The sequence below is a fragment of the Vreelandella hamiltonii genome (genome assembly GCF_014651795.1).
GTDB lineage: Bacteria > Pseudomonadota > Gammaproteobacteria > Pseudomonadales > Halomonadaceae > Vreelandella > Vreelandella hamiltonii.
Genome location: NZ_BMXO01000009.1, coordinates 18076 through 40589, shown reverse-complemented (window position 1 = coordinate 40589; position 22514 = coordinate 18076). Strand labels below are relative to the sequence as shown.

18 protein-coding genes are annotated in these 22514 nt (G+C 60.9%); 1 reads left to right on the top strand and 17 read right to left on the bottom strand.

Translation table 11 applies throughout. The features are described from left to right. Window positions 1-4 precede the first annotated feature (4 nt). The 6 genes from rluF to cysM all read right to left on the bottom strand — a co-directional run bounded on the left by rluF (window position 5) and on the right by cysM (window position 9468). A complete protein-coding gene (rluF, locus tag IE061_RS10425; protein WP_189462856.1) occupies window positions 5-1048 on the bottom strand; it encodes a 23S rRNA pseudouridine(2604) synthase RluF in 1044 nt (347 codons plus the stop codon). 242 nt (window positions 1049-1290) lie between these two features. After that, window positions 1291-3939 carry a phosphoenolpyruvate carboxylase gene (gene ppc / locus IE061_RS10420; RefSeq protein ID WP_081137151.1) on the bottom strand — a complete coding sequence of 883 codons (2649 nt, stop codon included), beginning with the start codon at window positions 3937-3939 and terminating at the stop codon, window positions 1291-1293. Window positions 3940-3981: 42 nt separating this feature from the next. Next, on the bottom strand, window positions 3982-4809 hold the full coding sequence (mazG, locus tag IE061_RS10415; RefSeq protein ID WP_039177156.1) for a nucleoside triphosphate pyrophosphohydrolase: 828 nt from the start codon (window positions 4807-4809) through the stop codon (window positions 3982-3984). Beyond that, complete coding sequence (gene relA, locus IE061_RS10410; RefSeq protein ID WP_039177160.1) at window positions 4809-7085, bottom strand: GTP diphosphokinase; 2277 nt, start codon at window positions 7083-7085, stop codon at window positions 4809-4811. The genes mazG and relA overlap by 1 nt, the downstream gene beginning before the upstream one ends. 46 nt (window positions 7086-7131) lie before the next feature. Continuing rightward, window positions 7132-8571 carry a TRAM domain-containing protein gene (locus tag IE061_RS10405; protein WP_193461566.1) on the bottom strand — a complete coding sequence of 480 codons (1440 nt, stop codon included), beginning with the start codon at window positions 8569-8571 and terminating at the stop codon, window positions 7132-7134. Further along, entirely contained in the window at window positions 8572-9468 is an 897-nt protein-coding gene (gene cysM, locus IE061_RS10400; protein ID WP_039177164.1) for a cysteine synthase CysM, read from the bottom strand. 91 nt (window positions 9469-9559) lie between these two features. Between cysM and IE061_RS10395 the strand changes: the two genes are divergently transcribed. Then, window positions 9560-12316: an ATP-binding protein gene (locus tag IE061_RS10395; protein WP_193461565.1), complete on the top strand. Its 2757-nt coding sequence runs from the start codon at window positions 9560-9562 to the stop codon at window positions 12314-12316. 29 nt (window positions 12317-12345) lie between these two features. Here IE061_RS10395 and acpS read toward each other — a convergent pair whose 3' ends face one another. From acpS to IE061_RS10340, 11 genes are all read right to left on the bottom strand, one after another. Beyond that, window positions 12346-12723, bottom strand: coding sequence for a holo-ACP synthase (gene acpS / locus IE061_RS10390; RefSeq protein WP_096923133.1), 378 nt, complete (start codon window positions 12721-12723; stop codon window positions 12346-12348). Then, a complete protein-coding gene (gene pdxJ, locus IE061_RS10385; protein ID WP_144982494.1) occupies window positions 12724-13548 on the bottom strand; it encodes a pyridoxine 5'-phosphate synthase in 825 nt (274 codons plus the stop codon). It abuts the gene before it with no gap. Between the two features lie 89 nt (window positions 13549-13637). Then, window positions 13638-14330, bottom strand: coding sequence for a DNA repair protein RecO (recO, locus tag IE061_RS10380; RefSeq protein WP_039177176.1), 693 nt, complete (start codon window positions 14328-14330; stop codon window positions 13638-13640). Between the two features lie 8 nt (window positions 14331-14338). Further along, the gene (era, locus tag IE061_RS10375; protein ID WP_039177179.1) at window positions 14339-15238 is read right to left on the bottom strand and encodes a GTPase Era; all 900 of its coding nucleotides are present in this window, start codon (window positions 15236-15238) and stop codon (window positions 14339-14341) included. Next, window positions 15235-15927 (bottom strand): ribonuclease III, encoded by a 693-nt coding sequence (gene rnc, locus IE061_RS10370; RefSeq protein WP_039177180.1) that lies wholly within the window; start codon window positions 15925-15927, stop codon window positions 15235-15237. The genes era and rnc overlap by 4 nt, the downstream gene beginning before the upstream one ends. Window positions 15928-15991: 64 nt before the next feature. Beyond that, the gene (gene lepB, locus IE061_RS10365) at window positions 15992-16795 is read right to left on the bottom strand and encodes a signal peptidase I (RefSeq protein ID WP_039177182.1); all 804 of its coding nucleotides are present in this window, start codon (window positions 16793-16795) and stop codon (window positions 15992-15994) included. Between the two features lie 14 nt (window positions 16796-16809). Further along, the gene (gene lepA, locus IE061_RS10360; protein ID WP_039177184.1) at window positions 16810-18627 is read right to left on the bottom strand and encodes a translation elongation factor 4; all 1818 of its coding nucleotides are present in this window, start codon (window positions 18625-18627) and stop codon (window positions 16810-16812) included. Window positions 18628-18815: 188 nt separating this feature from the next. Then, window positions 18816-20228: a DegQ family serine endoprotease gene (locus IE061_RS10355; protein ID WP_193461564.1), complete on the bottom strand. Its 1413-nt coding sequence runs from the start codon at window positions 20226-20228 to the stop codon at window positions 18816-18818. 66 nt (window positions 20229-20294) lie between these two features. Beyond that, entirely contained in the window at window positions 20295-20753 is a 459-nt protein-coding gene (locus IE061_RS10350) for a SoxR reducing system RseC family protein (protein WP_229800731.1), read from the bottom strand. After that, on the bottom strand, window positions 20753-21709 hold the full coding sequence (locus IE061_RS10345) for a MucB/RseB C-terminal domain-containing protein (RefSeq protein WP_230478438.1): 957 nt from the start codon (window positions 21707-21709) through the stop codon (window positions 20753-20755). Before IE061_RS10345 ends, IE061_RS10350 begins: the two co-directional genes overlap by 1 nt. A 25-nt stretch (window positions 21710-21734) precedes the next feature. After that, the gene (locus tag IE061_RS10340) at window positions 21735-22466 is read right to left on the bottom strand and encodes a sigma-E factor negative regulatory protein (RefSeq protein ID WP_081137131.1); all 732 of its coding nucleotides are present in this window, start codon (window positions 22464-22466) and stop codon (window positions 21735-21737) included. Window positions 22467-22514: the final 48 nt, after the last annotated feature.

Here is a 22514-nt window from a genome sequence, read left to right as displayed (position 1 = left end):
CTGACTATTTGCGCCGGGAAGACGGCTTACCGGCGGCTGTTCTGCCCCCGCCAGGTCGACCACCCTTGATGGCACTCTTGCCCGCGCCCGGCTTGCCACCGGGTTTACTGCCGGGCCTGCCCTTGCCTTTGGCAGCCGGTTTTCCCGTTGGCTTTGCTTTGGCGCCTGGCTTACCCGACGCGGCTACTTTTCCCTTGGAGTCCTGACGGCTCTTGCCACCCGAACGGGCACCTGGTGAGGCCTTTTTCGCTGCCGGTGGTTTACCTTTCGCGCCATGTCTGTTGCCGCTGTAGTCAGGCCTGTCGCTTTTTTTCTTCTCCGGTGCGGCTTGCGAGGTTTCGGTCAGGGCAATGATGGTCTCGATCTCACGGGGCGTCAGATCGCGCCAGTCGCCCAGCGCCAGGCCTTTCAGGGAGACGTTCATGATGCGTGTACGCACCAGTTGCGTCACTTCGTAACCGAAGTATTCGCACATACGGCGAATTTGACGATTCAGCCCCTGCACCAGCGTAATATTGAAGACGAAAGTAGACTCCTTGACCACGCGACACTTTTTGGTCACCTGGCCAAGAATGGGCACCCCGCCCTGCATACCGGCAATGAACTCATCGGTGATCGGCTTATCCACCGTCACCACGTACTCTTTCTCGTGATGATTGTTGGCGCGCAGAATCTTGTTGACCAGATCGCCATTGTTGGTGAGAAAGATCAGGCCCTGGGAGTCCTTGTCCAGCCGTCCGATGGGAAAGATACGCGTGCCGTGCTTGACGAACTCGACGATGTTGTCCTTCTCGGCAGACTCCGTGGTGCTGACGATGCCCACCGGCTTGTTCAGCGCGATCAATACCAGGTCTTCTTCTTCCTGCGGTTCGATCTCCTGGCCGTTCACCTTGACCCGATCTCCCGCCACCACCTGATCCCCCGTGGTGGCCCGGCGACCGTTGATATAGACATTGCCCTGCTCCACGAAGCGGTCGGCTTCGCGGCGGGAGCACAGGCCGCTTTCACTGATGTACTTGTTGATACGGGTAGAGGTTCTTAACGGCATAAAGCGCTACGTCATCCCATTGGGTTAAAAAAAGGAGCCCGGCTGCTGGAGGAAGGCGACTTCTTCCGGCGTGGCGAGGGCAGGCGCTAAGGTTTGAAACCAGAAGACCATCACGGCCTGAGCATCTGCGTGCATGGTGCACCTCCCCTGGAGTGCGTCGATAAAAGCTCAACGAAAACAGCAGCCCAACATAAACAAAAGCGCCGCCACCCGAGGAGTGACGGCGCTGGCCCACGGTGCGACTAGCCGGTATTGCGCAGCCCGGCAGCGATGCCTGCCATGGTGACCATCAGCGCCCGTGAGAGATCGGCGCTGATGGCGCCGTCAGCATCCCGGTTACGCTGCAGCAGCTCGGCTTGCAGGCCGTGGAGCGGGTCGATGTAAGGGTTGCGAACATCGATGGCCTGACGGATCAGCGGCGTATTCTCCAGCAGCCGCTCCTGCTGAAGAATGTCCAGCACCACCAGCTCCAGCCGCGCAAAGCGTTCTCGCAGCTGCTTGCCCAACGCCTTCAGCGCAGGCTCGTCGACCAGGCGATGCTCGTAATAAGCCGCAATGGCCACATCGGCCTTGGCCAGCAACATCTCCAGCATGTCCAGATAGGTGCCAAAGAATGGCCACTGCGTGCGCATCTCCTGCAGCACTTCCAGGCCGCCCGGCTCCTCAAGGCGTCGGGCAAAGGCCTCACCGCTGCCCAGCCAGGCGGGCAGCATCAGGCGAATCTGCGTCCAGGCAAAGATCCAGGGGATCGCCCGCAGCGTTTCCACGCCGCCATCCTGGCGACGCTTGGCGGGCCGCGAACCCAAGGGCAGCCTGCCCAGCGCGCCCTCGGGCGTCACCGCGCGGAAATAGGGGACGAAATCCGGGTCTTCACGCACCACGCCCACGTAAGCCGCGTGGGCAACCTTGGCCAGCTGGTCCATCTCTTCGCGCCAGTGCGGTTGTGGTGCAGGCGGCGGGAGCAGCGTGGCTTCCAGCACCGCGCAGGCGTAGATCTCCATGGAGCGCAGCGCAATGTCCGGCTGGCCGAACTTGAAGCGAATCATCTCTCCCTGCTCGGTTACCCGCAGGCTGCCGTTCACCGACCCCGGCGGCTGAGAGAGAATCGCCGCATGGGCCGGGCCGCCACCACGGCCTACCGTACCGCCTCGGCCATGGAACAGCGTCAAATCCACGCCGTGCTTCTCGCACACGTTGACCAGCGCTTCCTGGGCGCGGTACTGCGCCCAGGCCGCCGCCAGTTGCCCGGCATCCTTGGCAGAGTCGGAGTAACCGATCATGACTTCCTGACGGTCCTGAGTGAGCGCTCGGTAACCCGGCAGCGACAGCAGCTGATCGATGACAGCACCGGCGTGGTCCAGGTCGTTGAGCGTCTCGAACAGCGGCGCGATGGGCAGCGTCACTTGGCCGCCCACCTCTTTCATGAGTAGCGCCACGGTCAGTACATCGGAAGGCTCGCCTGCCATGGAGATGATATAGGTACCCAGCGCTTCGGCATGCTCCTGGGCAATCACCTTGAACGTATCCAGTACTTCTCTTGATTCGGCGGAACACTCCCAGCGGCGCGGGATCAATGGACGGCGCGAGGCCAGCTCGGAAAGCAGGAACTCCTGACGCTGGGGCTCGCTCCACTCCTGATAATGACCAAGGCCCAGGGCACTGGTGAGTTCTTCCATGACCTGGGCATGGCGGCCCGCTTCCTGGCGCAGATCCAGCTTGGTCAGGGTAACGCCGAACACGGCGACCCGTCGCAGCGTATCCAGCAGCGCGCCGTTGGCGATGGTGTCCAGCCCCACATCGCACAGCGAGCGATAGCAGGCCAGCAGCGGCGCATACAGCTGATCACGGGTTTCGATGATGGGCCCGCCATCGTAGTTGCGCCCCTCCAGCTGTGCCTTGGCCCAGTCACGGGTAGCTTCCATCTTCGTCAACAGACGCTTGAGCAGCTCCCGGTAAGGCTCGGCGACATCGCCCACTTCGGCCTTCAAGGCGCTGTTGGCCTTCCACATGGAAAGCTCGGTCTTCAACTGCTCCAGATCGCGCAGATAGAGGTCTGCCGCCATCCAGCGCCCCAGCAGCAGGACTTCCTGGGTCACCTTCGCCGTGACATTGGGGTTGCCGTCGCGATCGCCACCCATCCACGAGGCGTAGCGAATGGGCGCCGCATCCAGCGGCAGGCGCTCGCCTGCCGTTTCCAGCAACAGGCTATCCAGGTCGCGGTGAAAATCGGGCACCGCCTGCCACAGGGAGTTCTCGATGACCGCAAAGCCCCACTTGGCCTCATCCACCGGGGTGGGACGTTCGTGACGAATCTCGTCGGTGTGCCAGGCCTGGCTGATCAGCTCTTCCAGCCGCCCCTGAGCGCGGGCGCCACGCTCAGGGTAATCCTCGGAGCTTTCAATGGCGGTCAGGCACTCGTCGATGGCGTCATACTTCTGAATCAGGGTGCGGCGAATGACTTCGGTGGGGTGGGCAGTGAGCACCAGCTCCACGCGCATGTTGGCCAGGGTTTCGACCAGTTTGCGGGGGGAGTTGCCCGCCTGCTGGGCGCGACTGAGCAGTTCGCCCAGCACCGGCTGGGTGCCTGGCTTGTAATCCTCCACGCGACGAAACCGGGCGCGGTAATGCTGCTCGGCGATGTTGGCGAGGTTCAGGAACTGGTTGAAGGCACGGGTGACCGGCAGCAGGTCGCGCTCGGGAAGCTGGCGCAGATACTCGATCAACTGCCGCTGTTGAAGGGTGTCGCCCTGGCGACCCCGCTTGGCATGGGCACGAATGGTTTCAATCTTGTCGACGAACGACTGGCCCAGATCATCGGCGATGGTACGCCCAAGACTGTCACCCAGGATACGGACATTATCGCGCAGCGACTCGTGTAGATCATGGCTCATTGGCGGGGCCTCCTTGCGGGGTCGCGTTGATATGGTGAGATATTAGCGTTGTTCTTGGGCTTTCGCGGCTTGCCAGTGGTGTTCCATTTCTTCCAGGGTCGCCTGACCCAGCGGTCGCTCGGCCCTGGCAAGTGCGCCTTCGACATGGCGAAAACGGCGCTCGAATTTGCTGTTGGTCTGGCGCAGGCACTGCTCAGGATCGGCCCCAAGGGTACGCGCCAGGTTGGTGACCGCAAACAGCAGGTCACCCACTTCTTCCTGCGCATGCTGGCGGTCGCCGGCGGCCAGCGCCTCTTCGACCTCGGCCAGCTCTTCACGAATCTTGTCCAGCACGCCGCGGGCATCGGGCCAGTCGAAACCCACTCGGGCGGCACGCTTGGAGAGTTTGGTCGCCCTGCTCAGCGCAGGCAGGTTACGCGGTACATCGTCGAGCACCGATACCTCTTCGACGCTGCGCTGCGCGCGCTCTTCGGCCTTGAGCGCTTCCCAGCGGCTGTTGACCTGCTGGGTTTTGACGGCGTCTGCGCTCATGCCAGGCGGGCGGCGAGACGCCAGCGTCCCCTCTGGAAACACATGCGGATGGCGACGCAGCATCTTTTCCGTCAACGTATGGACGATATCGTGGAAATCGAAGCGCTGCTCCTCGGCGGCGAACTGGGCGTAATAGACCACTTGAAACAGCAGGTCCCCCAGCTCTCCGGGCAGCTCATCGAAAGCACGCCGCTCGATGGCATCGGCAACTTCGTAGGCTTCTTCCAGGGTATGCGGCACGATGGTGTCCCAGTGCTGCTTGACGTCCCACGGGCAGCCCTGCTGCGGGTCACGCAGCACGGCCATCAGCGTCAACAGGTCTTCCAGGCGGTAGCGCATCAGGCCCCTCCTTTACGGGCACTTTTTTCGGGGTCGGCGTTACGCAGGCGGCGAACCTCGGTCACGTTGGGCAACTGCTGAATACGCGAGAACAGCCGTCCCAGGGACTCCAGGCCATCCACCTCCAGGGTGATGCGCAGGCGGGCAATGCCCTCGTCGGTATCGGTCAGCGTGTTGACCGCCAGTACATTGACCTTTTCATTGCCCAGCAGGCCCGTGACATCGCGCAGCAAACCCGAACGGTCCCAGGCCTGAATCTCGATGGTCACCGGATAGCGGGTATGGGCGCGTTCGCCCCACTCCACTTCGATAATGCGCTGAGGCTCCTCCATACGCAATTGGAGAATATTGGTGCAATCCTGACGGTGCACGGTGACCCCACGCCCTTGCGTGATGAAGCCGACAATCGGCTCGCCGGGCACCGGTCGGCAGCAGTTGGCCATGCTGGTCTTCAAGTTGCCCACGCCCAGCACGGTAATATCACTTTTGGTGGCCTTGCTGGGCTGGCGGCGAGGCTTGGCCAGCAGTCGGTCCAACTGCTCCTGGTCATCGGTCTCGCCAAACAGCTGCTGCGCCTGATGCAGTACCTGGCCTATCCGCAGGTCACCGGCGCCCAACGCGGCGTACATGTCGTCAGCGTTCTGGTAATTGACCGCCTTGGCCAGTTTTGGCAGGTCGAGCCCTTCCACATCCAGACGACGCATTTCACGCTCGAAGAGCGTGCGCCCTTCGTCCAGGTTCTGGTCCCGGGCCTGATGTTTGAACCACGCCTGGATCTTGGCCCGCGCCCGCGAGGTGCGTACGTAGCCCAGGCTGGGGTTGAGCCAGTCGCGGCTGGGGCCACCTTTGGTCGCGGTGAGAATCTCGATCTGCTGGCCAGTCTTGAGCTTGTAGGTCAGGGGCACGATACGCCCATTGACCTTGGCACCTCGGCAGCGATGGCCTATTTCGGTGTGTACCCGGTAGGCAAAGTCGATGGGAGTAGCGATACGCGGCAGGTCGATCACGTGGCCGTCAGGGGTGAAAACATAGATTCGGTCCGGCGCCACGTCGCTGGAGAGCCCTTCGCGCAGGTCTCCAAAGCCGCCCACTTCGTCCTGCCACTCCAGCACCTGCCGCAGCCAGGCGATCTTTTCTTCGTAGCTGCGACTCTTGGCATTGGTATCGTGGCCCTTGTAACGCCAGTGGGCACACACCCCAAGCTCGGCCTCGTCGTGCATACCGAAGGTGCGGATCTGAATTTCCAGCACCTTGTTTTCCGGCCCCATGACCGCCGTGTGCAGCGACTGATAACCGTTTTTCTTGGGGTTGGCGATGTAGTCGTCGAACTCGTTGGGCACGTGGTGCCAGCGGGAGTGGACGATACCCAGCACGGTGTAGCAGTCGGTGACTTCGGGTACCAGAATGCGCACGGCGCGCACATCGTGGACCTGGGAAAAATCGATCCGCTTGCGCTTCATCTTGCGCCAGATGGAGTAGATATGCTTTGCCCGGCCACTGACATCGTAACGATGGATATGCTGGGCTTCCATGAGGGTCTTGAGGGTTTCGACCACATCGTGAATATAGCGGTCGCGGTCCAGGCGCTTCTCTGCCAGCAACTTGGCAATCGCCTTGTACTCGTCCTCATGCAGGTAGCGGAACGAGAGGTCTTCCAGCTCCCACTTGATCTGGCCAATGCCCAGGCGGTGGGCCAGCGGCGCGTAGATATCGGCCACTTCCCTGGCCACCTGCAGGCATTTTTCCCGGGGGGCGTCCTTGACCTGACGCAGCGCGCAGGTGCGTTCGGCAATCTTGATCAACGCGACCCGTACATCTCCCACCATATTGACCAGCATTTTGCGCAGGTTTTCCTGCTGGTTATGCTGGCTCATGCCATGGTTGGGCGCCAAGGGGTAGCTGATGGCGGCCATCTGCAGTACGCCATCGATCAGCTTCGCCACTTCATCGCCAAAGCGCTTGGTCACTGCGTCGAGGCTCAGCAACCCTTCGCGCACGGCGCGATACAGCACGGCAGCTTCCAGCGTGGCTTGATCGAGCTTGAGATCGGCCAGAATATCGGCCATTTCCAGGCCCATGCGAAAACTGGAACCTGGTGACAGCCACACACGATGGGTGCGGGGGGCTTCTCGCTCCAACTGGTCGGCCAGCTCGCAGGCCTGAAGCAGGCGCTCGGGCTCACGCAGGCGCACATCTTCCTGAAGGCGCGTTAACCATTGTTGTATGTCCACCTTTCCGCTTTCTGTCAGCGGCTGGTCTTCACGCACTTTCACCATGACAATGACTCATCCTTTTGGGTGGCGGCTTGCTGCAAATGGCACGCTAGCCCGTATATTCAAACAGCATCAGCGTTTCCATGTGCGCCGTATGTACGAACATGTCGGCCACGACAACGTGCTTGATAGCATACCCTGCATGCACAAGATGTGCCGCATCGCGAGCCAGGGTTGCCGGGTCGCAGGAGACATACGCGATCTTGGCAATGCGATGGCGGCCCAGCGCCTGACACACCGCCTCGGCACCGCTACGCGGCGGGTCCAGCACCAGCGCATCCACGGGGTGCTGCCGCAGCACCTTGGCCACGGCCTCGGCATTGCTGAGATCCGCTTGTTCCGCGCTGACCGCCAGGACTGCATCGGCATCGCGGGCGTTATGGGCATTGTCGCGCAGCCGTTCGACCATGCCTTGGCTCCCTTCGACCGCATGAACGCGAGCGCCTGCAGCGGCCAACGGCAGGCTGAAATTGCCGATACCGGCAAACAGATCCAGCAGCACCATGCCGGGCTTGGGCGCCAACCAGCCTACCACTTGTGCCACCATCTGCTGGTTCACCTCGGCATTGACCTGCAAAAAGTCTCCCGGCGCAAAGTCAAGCGACAGGTTGGATGGCAGTGTGCTGGCGTCGATGCCCAACGCCTGCATGTCAACGCGCTCTCTCAGCAAAGGTGGCGCACCATACCAGTGCAGCTGGGGCGTTTCGCGCCCCAGCCAGGCACCGACATGTACCTGGTGCTGCTCAGCGAAACGCTGCCAGCGCAGCTCATCGTCAGGCTGTGCCTTCAACTGACGCACCAGCACGACCGTCGCATCCGAGGTCGCCAGCAGTTCGAGGTGGCCGACCAAGCGCGGGGCTTCCAGGCTCGCCAACAGCGCTCGCAGAGGGGCAATGAGCGCCTGCAAGGCAGGCACCAGCACTGGACAGGTGTCGATATCTACCAGCCGATGCGTGCTGGCGGCGCGAAACCCCAGGTGCACCTTGCCCTGGCTATCCACCTTGACACCCAGCCTCGCCCGACGGCGATACGCCGTGGTCTGCCCGTGGAGCAAGCCGATGGCATCGTGGGCCAGGCCCTGCCGTGCCAGTAGCTCAGCGACCACCTCACGTTTGTGATGGCGCTGGGTGTCGAGCGCCATATGCTGCAAATCGCACCCTCCGCACTGGCCAAAGTGGGCACAGGGCGGCGTCACGCGCAGGGGCGAGGGAGTCAGCAGAGTTTTGACATGCGCCTCATCGAAGCGTTTGCGGGTCACATGGACCGCGACCTCCACTTCCTCGCCGGGCAGCACCCGGTCGATGAATACGGTCTTCCCGGCAGCGTTGTGGGCCACCCCTCGGCCATCATGGGCCAGCCGCTCGATGACCAGCGGCGCACCGGAGAGCTCGCCAGTCTGCTCTTTTGCGGCTCGCCCACTTGGCGTGCGTGCCAGGCCCGAATGGCCCGAGGCGGGGCGTGGAGGCCGCCGCTTACCCAACATGGCCATTCATACCTCCGGGGCGAACAAGCCCGTGGAGAGATAGCGATCACCACGGTCACAGACGATGAACACGATGACCGCGTTTTCGGTTTGTTCGGCGATGCGCAGCGCACCTGCCAGGCTGCCGCCGGATGAAACCCCAGCCAGAATACCCTCTTCCCGGGCCAGGCGACGCATGTGCTCTTCGGCTTCCTGCTGGGCGATGTCCAGCGTGACATCGACTCTCGGCGCTTCGAAGATGGCGGGCAGGTACTCCTGGGGCCAGCGGCGAATGCCGGGAATACTGGCGCCATCGGCCGGCTGCAGCCCGACGATCTGCACGGCCGGGTTCTGCTCCTTGAGATACCGTGACACGCCCATGATGGTGCCCGTAGTACCCATGGAGCTGACGAAGTGTGTGATCTCACCGTCGGTTTGCCGCCATACCTCCGGGCCGGTGGTGCGATAATGCGCCAGCGGGTTGTCCGGGTTGGCAAACTGGTTGAGCGGCTTGCCCTCGCCTCGGGCAATCATGGCGTCGGCGATATCGCGTGCCTCTTCCATGCCTCCCTCCTTGCTCGCCGAGATGAGCCTGGCGCCATAGGCCGCCATGGCTTGCTTGCGCTCGGCGGAAGCATTTTCAGGCATGACCAGCACCATCTTGTAACCCTTGATGGCGGCCGCCATGGCCAGCGCAATGCCGGTATTGCCCGAGGTCGCCTCGATCAGCGTATCACCGGGACGAATGTCACCACGGGCTTCTGCTTCGCTGAGCATCGACAGCGCTGGGCGGTCCTTGACCGAGCCTGCCGGGTTGTTGCCCTCCAGCTTGGCCAGCAGCGTATTGTTGCGGCCTGCCGTGATTCTTTTCAGACGTACCAGCGGTGTGTTGCCGACCACATCTTCAAGCGTGGGATAATTCATCACACATTCCTTATCGTAACCGTTATGCTGCATTATATCGGTGCTGCCCATGCCTGGACAGGCAACCTTCTGGATTCGATGAGCTTCTTTCATGTCTTTAAACACGCGCCTGCTGTTTGCCCTGCTGGGTTTTCCACTGTTGGTGTATGCCATGATGGCGTTTCTGTTCGTCTTTCACGCCGACGCCACAGGCCGTGCGGTACTTGTGGAAAGGCTGGTCAGTACTGGCGAGCTGTTGGCTCCCAGCCTGGGCGAGGCCATGGCCGATGGCGACTCGCAACGCCTGGAGAGCCTCGCGGGAAAACTGCTCGAACAGCGCCACCTACGAGCCGTCACCCTCTTCGATGAACAAGGCAATCGCCTGCTGGTGATGGGTACCTCGCTGCCACCCCCGGCTCGACTGCACGCCCCGGAAACGACGACCATCGCCATGGAAGACGATCTGTGGCGCGTTCAGGTACCGCTGACCAGCGAGTCACTGAGCGGTCGTGGGCGCACGAACAATGGCTGGCTGGAAGCCGAGATGGATATCCGCACGCTGGTGCTGGAGCGCTACAAGCTGATTGCCAGCCTCAGCCTGGGCGGCATGCTGCTGGGCCTGTTGCTGTTTCTGATCGCCTTTGCCATCAGCCGCTATGTTACCCGCCCCATCGAAGAAGCCAGCCAGGCACTTTACCGACTGTCGAGAGGCGATGACCGCCTGCAGATCACTCCTGCCAACCCCATCGAGCTGCGCCAACTGGCCCAGCATATCAATCGGCTGGCGGAGTATTTCCAGCACGCCCGGCGCAACATGCAGAGCCAGATCGAGCAAGCCACCAGTGAACTCCAGGAATCCATGGAGACCATCGAAGAGCAGAACATCAAGCTTGATCTGGCACACCGCAGCGCGCTGAGAGCCAACGCCGTGAAGTCTGAATTTCTGGCCAACATGAGCCATGAGATACGTACACCGCTCAATGGCATCATCGGTTTCTGTCGGCTGCTGGGCCGCTCGTCGCTCGACAGCCGCCAAAAGGAGTGGCTGGACCATGTGCGCCGGGCCTGTGACAACCTGCTGATGCTGGTCAACGACGTGCTGGATTTCTCGAAACTGGAAGCAGACCGCCTGACACTGGAAGAAGTGGACGTGGATATCGTGGCGCTGGTCGATGAAGTGATTGGCCTGCATGCCCCAGAAGCGCAGCGCAAGCAGCTCAACCTGGTCGCCATGGTGTATGACGACGTGCCGACCCCGCTATGCGGTGACCCGCTACGCATCCATCAGGTGCTGAACAACTTGCTTGGCAATGCCCTCAAATTCACCAATGAGGGCGATGTGATCGTGCGCGTCATGCTGGACAACCAAGAGGGTCAGCACGTCGTCCTGCACATCAGCGTCAGTGATACCGGTATTGGATTGAGTGATGAACACCAGCAGCAGCTGTTCAGCGCCTTCTCTCAGGCAGAGCCCAGCCACTCCCGACAGTTTGGAGGCAGCGGTCTGGGCCTGTCGATCTGCCGCCAGCTGATTCAACGCATGGGCGGCGAGATTGGTGTCGAAAGCGAGTTGGGCAGAGGGTCGACTTTTTCGTTTACGCTCCCCCTGCTCGCCCATCAGGCAGACGAGCGCCCTCCAGAACTGGTGCTGGACAATCCGATCGTGCGTTTGCACGAACCTCACTTGCCCACTCGAAACGTGCTGGAACACTTGCTGGAACGCTGGGGCGCACGCCCTGTATCGTTCATCGATGCCGGCAATGAGGCACTGCTGATGGTCAGCCTCGAACACGATGATTTTGACGGCGAACGTAAGGGCTATTGGCAGAACATCATTGCCCAGACCCCCTGCCCAGTCATCATTCTGGCCAACACCACCAGCTTTGAACTGCCCCACTGGGACTTACCCCATGGCGGTGACATGCTCTGCAAGCCCTTCACCCGCGCCCAACTGGTCACGATGGTACGACGCTTGCTGCAGCCCACGGTACTGCCAGCGGGTCAGGAGCCGAAACCCCTGGAGCTTGCCAACAAGCCTTCCCAAGGCGCCCCTTTGACGCTGCTGATCGTTGACGACAACACTGCCAACCGTGAGCTGCTCAAGGCCATGCTGGAGAGCAGCACGCTGCGCATCGTCTTGGCTGCCAGCGGCAGAGAGGCATTGGAGTTCGCGCGCCAGCATACCGCCGACATGGTACTGATGGATATTCGCATGCCCGACATGAACGGCATTGAAACCACCAAAGCGCTGCGTCGCGTCAACGGCAGCTGGGCACGCTGCCCCATCATCGCGGTCACCGCCCACGTACTGAATAACGAACGCCAGCAGTGGCTGAGTGAAGGGCTGGACGATGTGTTGATCAAACCCATCAATGACGTACAGTTGCAGCAGCTCATGCAGCGGTTTCTGGGTATTACGCCCGACCCGGGGTATCAAGACATCACGCCAACTTCTACTGAAGCAGATACCCCACCGGCCACACCAGAGCCCTTGGCAGAACCCTTGGCAAAACCCTTGGCATTGCCCAGCGCCCTGCCTGCCGTGGATCTCGCCCTGGGGACGCGCTTGGCAGGCGGCAAGACATTATTGGCCAAGCAGCAGTTGGTCAGGCTGATCGACAGCCTGGAAGAGCACGAACGACAAATGCGCGAGGCTTTCCAGGCAGACGACCTGAACGAACTGCTGGACTGGGTGCACGGGCTGAACGGGGCCAGCCGCTACTGCGGTGCACCAGAGCTGGCCCTGCTGGTGGAAACCCTGGAAACTCGGCTACGCACCAGCGGGCTACGCCATGTCGATACGCTGCTGGAAGAGCTTTACGCCGCCATGACGCGACTTGCCCAATACCGCGATGGCTTACTGGAGTAAACAAGGAGAACGGCATGTGATGGGGGCGATCAGCGCTCCAGCACCACGAACGCCACGGCATACTCGGCTTCGTCACTGAGGGTAATGTGCGCCGTGGCGGCGCCGCTGGCTGCGAAGAGCCGCTGGGCCTCACCATGCAGGTGTAATCCGGGCTTGCCCAGCGCGTCGTTAAGCACCTGGATGTCTCCCCACTGCATGCCCTGGCGCAAGCCAAGGCCCAAGGCTTTCACGAAGGCTTCCTTGGCCGCGAAGCGCTTGGCCAGATAAGCCACCGGGCAGCCTTTGGCCCGCCATACCTGCTGCTCCTGCTGGCCCAGAATGCGTTCGGCAAAACGCTCACCGTGGCGCTCCAGGGCCTGGCTAAACCGAGCAACGCGGGCTATATCAGAGCCAATGCCAACGATCATTCAATGCCCGCAGCAGCCGTGATGGCCATCATGCTCGTCATGCGCATGCTCGTGTTCATGGGCATCCAGCGCGGCCATCAGGCCCGCCTCCTGGCCAGCAATTATCAGCCGCTTCATTTCCTGAATGGCCTCTTTCAGGCCCACAAAAAGGGCGCGCGCAATGATCGCGTGCCCGATGTTCAGCTCGTTGACACCCGGCAAGGCAGCAATGGCTTCCACATTGTGGTAATGCAGACCATGCCCGGCATTGACCACCAGCCCAAGCGAGACGGCATGGACCGCTGCTGCACTAAGGCGGTCATACTCGGCGTTGGCCGTTTCGCTGCCCGGCCGAGCTTCGGCATAGGCACCGGTGTGCAGTTCGATGGTAGGCGCTCCAGCACGCTTGGCCGCGTCGACCTGGGCTACATCGGGGTCGATGAACAGCGATACGTCACAGCCCGCGGCTGCCAGACGCTGGCAAGCAGCGGCAATCTGTTCGAACCCACCCACCACGTCCAGGCCACCTTCCGTGGTCAGCTCTTCGCGCTTTTCCGGCACCAGGCAAACGTGGGCAGGCCGCACTTCTTCGGCCAGGGCCAGCATCTCTTCGGTCACGGCCATTTCGAGGTTCATGCGCGTGTTGAGCATCTCGGCCAGCAGGCGTACGTCGCGGGGCTGGATATGACGGCGGTCTTCACGCAGGTGAACCGTGATGCCATCGGCACCGGCCTCTTCGGCCAACAGCGCTGCCTGAACGGGGTCCGGGTAGCGGGTGCCCCGTGCTTGGCGCAGGGTGGCGACGTGATCGATGTTGACACCCAGTAGAATACGAGGAGGATGCATCGTGACTCTCCATTGGATGGCACACAGAGGCCATCATTGCTTGTCTGAGTATTGCTTGTCTGAGAATTGCTTGTATGAGAGAGGCCCGCCTAGCGCTGACGGCGGCGGGCCAAATCCATCATCAGCTCTCGCGAGCGTAGTGCCACCGCCCCCAGGTGGGGCGCCAGCGCTGCTCGCATGAGCGCTTTCAAGGCGCTGGCCAGGCTCTCTGATTCCCAGTCACCCTGCTCGATATAGCGCAAGGCACGGCCGTCGATCCCTCGCTCGGCGGGCAAGAATGCACGACTGGCCGCCTCGAATCGATAGCGCCCGTGAGGGTCCAAAGGGGTACCTTGAGGCGTGCAGAAGCGCGGCGTGGCTTCCAGGGCTTCCAGTAGCGCCCACTCATAGCGTCTCAGCGCCAACCCGCGCGCGGCGGGCACCGGAAGTGCCTCCAGCAGCGCACTGTAAAAGGCAAACACATTCGCGGATGCCAGTTCCAGCGGCAGCAAGCGGGTGGCAATTTCATTGGCATAAAGGCCACACAACAGCCCTTCACCCGCCAGCAGCGCGGTCTGTCCCCGGGACTCCATCAAGGTCAGCCGCTTCAGCTCACGCTCTCCGCGCCAAGCGATGAACAGCGGCGTAAAGGGTTGCAAACGCTGGCGCGATTTCGAACCGGGGCGCTGCCCGCCCTGAGCCACCGCACGGATGCGCCCGTGGTTGAGCGTCAGCAGGTCGACCAGCGCGCTGGTTTCCCGATACGCCTTGCGGTGCAACAGAAAGGCAGGCTCGGGGGTCATGGCCGCGCTCAATCCAGGTCGTAACCCAGGCTCTTCAAGGCACGCTCATCGTCCGACCAGCCTCGCTTGACCTTGACCCACAGGTTGAGCATGACCTTGGTGCCCAAGGCACGCTCCATGTCCAGCCGCGCCTCTCGGCCGATACTCTTGATCCGATCGCCGTTTTCACCGATCAGAATCACTTTCTGGCCCTGGCGCTCCACCAAAATCAACGCGCTGATATGGGTCACCCGCTCGGTCTCGCGAAACTCCTCGATCTCGACGGTCATCTGATAGGGCAGCTCGTCGCCCAGCTGACGCATGACCTTTTCGCGCACCAGCTCGGCGGCCATGAAGCGCAGACTCTTGTCGGTAATCTGGTCTTCAGGGAAGAAGTGAATACTTTCTGGCAGGTGTTTGGCCACCTCATCTTCCAGCGCTTCGACCTGCGTGCCGTGCTTCGCTGAAATGGGGATGACGGCAGCAAATTCACGCCGTGCCCCCACCTCCGCCAACCAGGGCAGCAGGTCGGCCTTGTCCTGCAGGCGGTCGACCTTGTTCACTGCCAGAATCACCGGCGCCGTGACATGCTCCAGACGCTTGAGCACCGCCTGGTCTTCCTCGGTCCAGCGCGTACGATCGATGATGAAGACGACACAATCCACGTCACGCAGCGCCTGGGTGGCTGCCTGGTTCATGAATCGGTTGATCGCCTTGTTGCGATCCTTGGACATGATGTGCATGCCCGGGGTGTCCACGTAGATGAACTGCGTCTCATCGACGGTCTTGATACCCATCACCTGATGGCGGGTAGTTTGCGGCCGCCGAGAGGTAATCGAGATCTTTTGCCCCAGAATCCGGTTCATGAGGGTTGATTTGCCTACGTTGGGACGGCCAACGATGGCCACGAATCCGCAGGTTTGGCTCATGATTTGTCTCCAGGGGGTTGTTCAAGATAGGACAGAGCTTCTTCCGCCGCCTGTTGCTCTGCATGTCGGCGGCTAGGACCTTTACCAGTGGTATGCTCGCTCAACAGATCGATATAGCACTCCACGGTAAACGTCTGGGCATGCGCCTCGCCCTTGACCGAGACCACTTCGTAGCGAGGCAACGCGGCCTGGCGTGACTGGAGAAACTCTTGCAAGCGCGTTTTGGGGTCCTTCTGAGTATCCTGAAGAGAGATGTTTTCCAGTCTCTCCGCATACCAGGCCAGTACACGGTCACGCACGGCGTCCATACCTGCATCCAGGTAGATGGCCCCGATCACGGCCTCGACGGCATCGGCCAGGATGGATTCACGGCGGTGACCGCCGCTTTTCATCTCTCCCGAGCCAAGTCGCAGGCACTCGCCAAACGACATTTCACGGGCCAGCTCGGCCAAGGTCTGCCCCTTGACCAGACGCGCGCGCAGGCGGGAAAGCTGACCTTCTCGCGCCTGGGGGAAGCGCTGAAACAGCGCTTCGGCAATGACAAAGTTGACGATAGAGTCACCCAGAAATTCCAGGCGCTCATTGTTGCGACCACCATAGCTGCGATGGGTCATGGCCAGTTCCAGTAGCGTTGGGTCGCCAAAGGTATGGCCGATTCGTCGGCAAAAAGCGGTTAAGGAATTGCTCACGGTGCTCCTACGTCATTGACGTTATACAAAATAACCACGCTGACCTTGTTGTTTAACAGGTGCTTCATTCGATGCGACGCACGCTGCTGAAGCTGGGCAAACCACCATCCCAGTGCATCCAGACTGCAAAGGCGCGCCCGACGATGTTCTCTTCCGGAACAAAGCCCCAGTAGCGGCTATCGTTGGAGTGATCACGGTTATCGCCCATGGTGAAATAGTGCCCTTCCGGCACCACTACCTCACGCATTTGCGGGCCAGGATCACGCGGATTGTTATAAATGAAATGGCTCACTTCACCCAGCTGCTCTTCGAGCAACAGCTGCTGGGGAGACAAGGCCGGGCCTTCTTCGACCAGCACCTTGCTGACTGCTTCGCCGTTCACATAGAGCTGCTTGCCTTCATACCGAACACGGTCGCCGGGCAGGCCCACTACGCGCTTGATGAAATTGACCGAGGGCTCGTCAGGGAAGCGAAACACCATGACATCACCACGCTCCGGGTCGTCCACTTCCAGAAAGCGGTGGTGTACCACGGGCAGGCGCAGGCCATAGGCAAACTTGTTCACCAGGATGAAGTCGCCTACTTCCAGCGTCGGCTTCATGGAACCCGAGGGAATCTGGAACGGTTCGACGATGAAGCTACGCACCACCAGTACGACCAGCAACACGGGAAAGAAAGAGCGAGAGTAGTCGACCGGCCAGGGCTCCTTGAGAAGCTTTTCCCGGCTGGCATCGTCCAGCCCGTCTACCGTGGCGGCTTCGGCAGTGGCCACCCGCTCACGGCGCTTGGGCCGCAGCACCAGCACATCCAGCAGAAAGATAGCCCCGGAGAGTACGACGGCAAGTACCAGTAATAATGAAAAATCCATGTGAGGTCGAGTCCCTAGTCGTTGACCTTGAGCACAGCAAGGAAGGCATCCTGGGGAATTTCGACACGCCCCACCTGTTTCATCCGTTTTTTACCGGCTTTCTGTTTTTCCAGCAGTTTTTTCTTGCGGCTGACGTCGCCGCCATAACACTTCGCGGTCACGTTCTTGCGAAGCGCCTTGACCGTCGAGCGCGCGACCACCTGCCCGCCAATGGCAGCCTGGATGGCCACGTCGAACATCTGCCGCGGAATCAGCTCTTTCATCTTCTCCACCAGCAGACGGCCGCGGGTGTGGGCATGATCCCGATGGATGATGACCGCCAGCGCGTCTACCTTGTCGCCATTGATCAAGACGTCCAGACGCACCAGCTTGGCGGCTTCAAAACGCTCGAAGTTATACTCCAGCGACGCGTAACCGCGAGAAATCGACTTCAGACGATCGAAGAAGTCCATGACCACTTCCGACATCGGCAGCTCATAAGTGAGCTGAATCTGGTTGCCCAGAAACTGCATGTCCAGCTGGGTGCCACGGCGCTGCTCGCACTCGGCAATCACGTTGCCCACGTACTCCTGGGGCACCAGAATACTGGCCCGCACGATAGGCTCGCGCATCTCGTCGACGTCGGCCATGTCCGGCAGCTTGGAGGGGTTGGAGACGTATTTGATGTCGCCATTTTTCATGCCCAGCTCATACACCACCGTGGGTGCAGTCGTGAGCAGATCCAGGTCGTATTCGCGCTCCAGGCGCTCCTGGATGATTTCCATGTGCAGGGTGCCGAGGAAGCCCACGCGGAAACCGAAGCCCAGGGCATCCGAGTTTTCCGGCTCGTACTCCAGCGACGCATCGTTCAGCGCCAGTTTCTCCAGCGCATCGCGGAAGTCTTCATAGTCATCGGCGCTGACCGGGAACATACCGGCGTATACCTGCGGCTTGACCTTCTGGAAGCCCGGCAGGCGTTCGACATCGGGGGTTTTGGTGTGGGTGATGGTATCACCGACCGGGGCACCATGAATTTCCTTGATCCCGGCAACCACGAAACCGACCTCACCCGCGCGCAAAATATTGGTCTCTTTACGCAGCGGTGTGAAGATGCCTACTTCGGTGGCGTTCCAATCCCGCCCGGTCGATTTGATGCGAATCTTGTCGCCCTTGCGCAGCGTACCGTCGAACAGCCGCACCAGCGAAACGACGCCGAGATAGTTGTCGAACCAGGAATCGATGATCAGCGCCTGCAAGGGCGCGTCCGGGTCCCCTTTAGGGGGCGGAATGTCACGCACCAGGCGCTCCAGCAGTGCGTCGATACCAATACCGCTCTTGGCCGACACCTGGCAGGCATCGGTGGCATCCAAGCCGATGATTTCTTCCACTTCCTGAGAAACGCGGTCCGGGTCGGCCTGGGGCAGGTCGATCTTGTTGAGCACCGGCAGGACTTCCAGGCCCTGCTCGATGGCGGTGTAGCAGTTGGCCACCGACTGAGCTTCGACGCCCTGAGCGGCGTCCACTACCAGCAGCGCCCCTTCACAGGCGTACAGCGAGCGGGATACTTCGTAGGAGAAGTCCACATGCCCTGGTGTATCGATGAAGTTGAGCTGATAGACCTGACCATCGGCCGCGGTGTAGTCCAGCGTGACCGACTGCGCCTTGATGGTAATGCCGCGCTCGCGCTCGATATCCATGGAGTCGAGCACCTGCTCCTTCAGTTCACGCTCGGACAAGCCACCACAAGTCTGAATCAAACGATCGGAAAGCGTCGATTTACCGTGGTCGATGTGGGCGATGATGGAGAAATTGCGAATATGCTTGAGCTTTCCGCCGGAAACGTCATGAGACATCGAGTGTGTTCTGCCTTATTGGTACGCAAGCGATGGTGTTGGGGACAGCGCCAACAAGGCGTAACGTGAACACCGCACCACTGCATTGCCAAAGTTCGTCAAAAGATAAGCGCTATTGTAGCGATATGCGGGGGATAGGAACAGCAGTCCGGCGAGAACCGCCGGACTGGAGGGAGCGAAAAGCGTACTTATTCCAGACGCAGCGCTACAAAAAGTGAGCGTCTATCACGATACAGGCGCAGCGGGATGGCACGATCGGTGGGCAAGGCTTCGACGATTCGCATCAGCTCATCGGCAGAAGCAACGCTACGGTGGTCGAGGCTGACCAGAATGTCTCCCGGGCGGAGCCCCGCCTGGGCGGCAACGCTGTCCGGCTCCACCTGACGAACCTCTACGCCACCGGTGATGTTGAGCCGCTCGCGCGTGGCTTCATCCACTTCGGCCACAGCGACACCTAGTCGCATCTGATTGTTGCTGCTGGAAGCTTGCTCGACGCCTTGGGCATCCGGCCAGCTTCCCAGTTCGATGGTTTCAGTCACCTGCTCACCATCGCGCATCAGGGTAAGCTCCACATCGCTGCCAGGGGCAACACGCCCGATGAGGCGCGGCAACGTGCTGGAGCGATCGACCTCTTCGCCATTGACTTCCAGAATCACATCCCCAGCCTGCAGGCCACCCTGCGCGGCGGGACCTTCGGGGTCCAGGTCGGCAATCAGCGCACCGATGGCTTCGTTCATGCCAAACGACTCGGCCAAATCACGAGACACCGGCTGAATCATCACGCCCAGCCAACCACGGTTCACCTGGCCATCTTCACGAAGTTGGCTGGCGACGTCCATGGCGACGTTGATCGGAATGGCGAACGACAGTCCCATGAAACCACCGCTACGGGTGAAGATCTGCGAATTGATACCGACGACTTCACCTTCCAGATTGAACAGTGGACCACCGGAGTTACCCGGATTGATGGCCACGTCGGTCTGGATGAAGGGGACGTAAGCGTCCTGTGGCAGCGTACGGTTGATGGCACTGACGATACCCGCAGTGACCGAATGGTCGAAGCCGAAAGGCGAGCCAATGGCCGCCACCCACTCCCCTACCTTGAGCTCATCGGAATTCCCCAACGTGAGCACGGGCAGGTCGCTGGCATCGATCTTGAGCAAGGCAACGTCGGTCTGCACATCGCTGCCGATCAGCTCCGCGGGCAGTTCGCGACGGTCGTTGAGGCGCACCAGAATTTCATCGGCATCCTGCACGACGTGGGCGTTGGTCATCACGTAGCCATCTTCACTGATGATGAAGCCAGAGCCCAATGACTGTCGTTCCTGGCTACGCCCCTGACCACCACTGGGCGGCGTTGGAAAACTGTCACCAAAAAAGTGGCGGAAGATTTCGGGAATTTCCTGACCACCAAACCCTTGTGCCGACGGCGAGCTGCTGCGCTGCACCGTGCGCGTGGTAGAAATGTTGACGACGCCCGGCGCCGCTTCTTCTACCAGCACCGTGAAATCGGGCAAGGTTTGCGCCTGGGCACTTTGACCCACCATGAACAGCGCAACCAGGCATAACCATAACGTTGAGGGGAGAACCAAGCGCTTCATGAAACAGCTCCTAGTCAAGCAGGGACGACACCATGGAAGTGCAACTCTTAGCGAGCTACAGGACAACTAACTGACCAAACGCGGACGGAAGCGTTCCATCCCCCCGCGCATGAGAAATCTAAGCGCCACCAAGGCGCACGCCAAGGTACCAAAAAAGACACTCGCGCTGATCCATTGACTCTCTGCCACCCTGGCAATCGCCCCCGACACGACCAGCGCCAGCAGCATGGGCGCGGCATAGACCAAAAGCGCCAGATAGCCAACGGCTTGCCGCTCCACCGTCAGCGTCACCGCACTGCCCAAAGGGTAACGCTCTGCCAATTGGCTTTCCAGACACTCAGGCCGCACCTCGACACGCTGGTGCTGGCGGCGCGCCAGCAGGCCCATGCCACAACCCCGCCCCTTGGCGCAGGCATCACATTCGCTGGCCACCGACACATCCACCACCAATCGCCCTTCGACATGCCCTGTGACTCGGCCAGTGCGATAGAGCGCAGAACAGGGTGCGGGCTCGGCCAATGACATCAGGGCTGAATCACGATGGACTGAACGATACGGCGCATGACAGCAGCTGGCAGCTCACCAACGCCTACCAGCTGCCAACGCTGATCATCGACCTCCACGACCGATACCGTGGCCGTAGAAACGCCCAACTGATGGCTACCTTCCGAGAGCGCCTGCTGCTCCACGGGCGCTGCAAACAAGCTGACCGAAGCCAAGCCGTCGCTGTAGACACGCTGACTCGATAACGAACTCGTTTCGACCGGCTGAGAAACGAAACCATCCGGCAACCACTCAGCCTGCCAACTCATCGCAGGCTCCTCCGGCGAAGCAGGATGGGCAATCTCGCCTTCATACAGAACCGGGGCTTGCAGCTGAGTAATCTGAAACGTTTCCAGCGCCCGCGATTGGCTATCACGCATGACATGCTTGAGCAGCAGCCCCGTCTCTTTGTCTAGCCACCACTCATGCTGATAGCGCTCGCCATCCTGCGGCGCAAACTTGAGCTGCACGGCTTCGCGACCCGCGACACGATCATCGTTGAGCAGCTCGATCTCATAATAATGGGCTACGTGAGCGGCCCAGGCTTCCGCTGCGCTGCTGGTCTCTTGATCTTCTAAGGTAAAGCGGGCGCGATAGCCCACGGCGGACTGACGCTCGACACTCACGGAAGGGCCATCCAGATGCTGAACGACCTGCTGCCGAACGCCATCTCGAATACGATGTGAAAGCGCCAGGGTACGCACTCCCAAAGCATCGATGGAGACGGCCCTGGCCTGGAAGTCGTAGCAGTGACCGGCCTGCTTGCTGAGCACAAGCCAATCCTGAACGTTGGCGGGCGCGGTAAAGGAGGTAAGGTCATCGCAGCTGAATGCGGGCGCTTGCTCTGCGATGACCGGCGTGGAAAAGGAGAACAGGCTTACGAGCCCAGCAGACGCGACGGCCTGAATTCCCCACTGTCGGCACTTGTCCATCGCCATAATGCTCAGGCCACTCTCTCCAACATTAACGCTGTCCCAGAGGTTCGGTGACCGAAGAGCGCATCAGCGGCATCCAGCTGTCACCACCGCCACTAGCCGCCCCTTGAGCATGCTGCTCCAGGTAGGACTGCAACAGACGCAACTGATCGATATCGATGGACGTTGGCTGCTGAGCCATGACGCTTTGCGGCGCAGACGGAGCCGCGAAACCGGCTTCGCTGACGTTCATCAAGCCGCTATTACCTGCCTGCCCATTGATCCGGAACGGCGTAGGTTCGAACATCGGCATATCGGAGGCTGCCAAGGCACCTGTCTGGGCACCTGACAAGCTGACTGGCTGCACCTGAGCACCCACGCCGGTACCGGGCTGCGCAGCAATACCCCCATCAGGTTGGCCGCTGGTACCCGTGCCGCTATTGAAGAACTGGACGCCCGTAATCACCATCAAGGAAACGGCCGCTGCCACACCAGCACCGCGGGCAAACGAGACGCCGCCGACACGGCTGTTCGATGCCGCGACGGACTCTGCCATCGGGACGGGCTCGTTACGCAACCGATCCATGATGCCCGCCGAAAGGTCGACGCTGACATCGACTTCGCGCTCACGCTGCATCATGCTGCGCGCCAGATGATAGCGGCGCCAAGTCTCTGCCGCGTCGGCGTCGTCAGGTAGTGATTTCAACACTCGGCGAAGTTCCAGCTCATCACTTTCACCGTCCATCAATGCGGAAAGTGACTCCCGTGTGTTTTGACTCATACTTCACACCCTCACACTGTGTTGGAAGAAGCTTCACGACAACACGGC